Genomic DNA, 2,653 nt, shown 5'->3' with positions numbered 1-2,653 from the left:
CTACTTGGCTACATCTTCTATGGTTTCATCGCAGCTCGTGATACTAAACCTGAAGTGAAAGCAAACTAATTTAAAGATTTAATAAATTCGATAATAAAGAAATTTATTAATAATAAGCTAGAACAGAAATGGGAATAAATAATAAATACGCTAACCATTAATAATCTTATTAATAACCAGCCTTATTTATTCCCTTTCTAAAATATTCGTACAGACCTTTTATTACTTCATGTTTTTTATGTCGCGGTAAAACACATCTGTCATTCATCATTTTATTCAGGCGTTATTATGAACAATAGTACTAATAATAAAATGCGTGCTCTCGTTATTGAGCACCAGAACATTACTCCAAATAGCTTTGCAGATCGTGCAACTAAATCATTAATTGCTGAACTACAAAACCGCACTATCGATATCATCACTGCTACTTCTTATGAAGATGCACGTGCGGTTATCATGTCGACTCAAATCGATAGCCTAGTATTAGCACTAGAAAAAACTGAAGAGCAAATCGTTAATTCTAACGAAGAAGTTGATTTGTTAGCAGCACTACAAGCACGTCAATCTGAAGTGCCAGTATTTCTACTAGCAGAACGCGCTCGTACGTCTATTCTTAACAACCGCCAGTTAATGGAACGTGTTGATGAGTGTTACTCAGTACTAGAAGACACTGCTGATTTCGTTGCTGGCCGTATCGTTGCTTCTATGCGTCGTTACCGTGCACAAGTGTTACCACCGTTCATGAAAGCGATGATGCACTACAACGATATCCATGAATACTCATGGTCTGCACCAGGTCACCAAGGTGGTATCGGTTTTACTAAGACTCCAGCTGGTAACCAATTCTTTGAATTCTTCGGCGAAAACTTGTTCCGTACCGATATGGGTATCGAGCGTGCTGCACTAGGTTCATTACTTGACCACAGTGGCGCATTTAAAGATTCAGAAGTTGAAGCTGCTAAGATCTTCGGTGCTCACCAGTCTTACTCTGGTATCGTTGGTACTTCAGGTTCAAACCGTACTATCATGCAAGCATGTATGAAAGATGACGACATTGCTATCTGTGACCGTAACTGTCACAAATCAATTGAACAAGGTCTGATCCTAACTGGCGCGCGTCCAATCTACATGGTTCCTAGCCGTAACTGCTACGGTATCATCGGTCCAATCAGCAAAGTTCAAATGAGCAAAGAAGGCATTGCGCTTAAAGCGAAAAATGCTGGTATTCCATTCAACGCTGATGAGAAAAAAGCAAGCTACGCTGTAGTAACTAACTGTACTTACGACGGTTTATGTTACCACTCAGAAGTGACTGAAGCGCTACTAGGCGAAAGCTCTAGCCGTATTCACATGGACGAAGCATGGTTTGGTTACGCGCGTTTTAACCCTATCTACAAGGGTCACTTCGCAATGCGTGGCGATGCTAAAGACCACACAGGTCCTACAGTATTTGCAACTCACTCAACGCACAAGTTATTGAATGCATTGTCTCAAGCATCATACATTCACGTACGTAACGGTGAAAACGCGATCAACTTTGACCGTTTCAACCAAGCTTACATGATGCACACTTCAACATCACCACTATACGCAATCTGTGCGTCTAACGATGTTGCGGCAAACATGATGAAAGGCGAAAGTGGTCTATCGCTAACGAATGAAGTTAACCGCGAAGCGATCATCTTCCGTCAAAACATGCGTCAACTATTCAACGATTACACGGCTGAAAACGATTGGTTCTTCAAGCCTTGGAACGCTGAAACTGTTACTGAAATGAACGGTGACAAAGTTAAATTTGAAGACGCTTCTGTTGAGTCTCTAATGACTATTCAACAGAACTGGAAACTAACTCCTGGCGACAAGTGGCACGGCTTTGACGAAATCGACAATGACTGGTGTATGCTTGATCCAATCAAAGTTAGCTTGCTAACTCCAGGTCTTGACGACAACGGTAACTTCCTAGAAACAGGTGTTCCAGCAGCACTTGTAACTGCATACCTAGGTCGTTTTGGTATCGTTCCAACACGTACTACTGACTTCCAAGTAATGTTCCTATTCTCAATGGGTATTACTAAAGGTAAGCGTGATACATTGATCAACACCTTGTTGTCATTCAAGCGTCACTACGATGCAAACGCAGATATCGAAACATTACTGCCTGAGCTAGTAGCGTCTGCTCCTGAAGTTTACCGCGGTCTTGGTCTTAAAGATCTTGGTAACAAGATGTTTGAATACCTAGTACGTCATAACCCAAGCCAAGTACTTAACCACGCTTACTCAAGCCTTCCTGAAATGGAAGTGAAGCCACGTACTGCTTACCAGTTCGTAGTATCTGATGAAGTAGAGCTAGTACCTTCTGACAAGCTTGTTGGCCGTGTTGCAGCGAACTCTGTGATCCCTTACCCACCAGGCATTCCAATGCTAATGGGTGGTGAAAACTTCGGTGACGAAACAAGTCCTCAAATCCAGTACTTGAAAGCACTAGAAGCATGGGATTCTGAATTCCCTGGTTTCGAACACGAAACTGAAGGCGCAGAGATCGAAGACGGTAAATACCACGTTCTTTGTATCAAAAAAGACGCACTATAATCGCCTAATGCGATAATGTGACTACCCTACCAATCCCTCGCTAATCATAGCGGGGGATTTTTTT

Annotated in this window: 1 protein-coding gene; it reads left to right on the top strand. The window is 42.0% G+C overall.

Translation table 11 applies throughout. From position 1 onward, the window contains the following. The first annotated feature begins 312 nt into the window (after nucleotides 1-312). On the top strand, nucleotides 313-2,589 hold the full coding sequence (adiA, locus tag BTN98_RS16825) for an arginine decarboxylase (protein WP_420874927.1): 2,277 nt from the start codon (nucleotides 313-315) through the stop codon (nucleotides 2,587-2,589). Nucleotides 2,590-2,653 lie beyond the last annotated feature (64 nt).

The organism is Photobacterium aquimaris, from assembly GCF_002954455.1.
Taxonomy (GTDB): Bacteria; Pseudomonadota; Gammaproteobacteria; order Enterobacterales; family Vibrionaceae; genus Photobacterium; species Photobacterium aquimaris.
The sequence above is the reverse complement of the archived record's forward strand: the minus strand, read 5'-3'. Positions and strand labels throughout refer to the sequence as shown.

Excerpts from the sequence above, each read along its gene's own strand:
- adiA (WP_420874927.1), top strand. The coding sequence starts at position 313 with ATGCGTGCTCTCGTTATTGAGCACCAGAACATTACTCCAAATAGCTTT.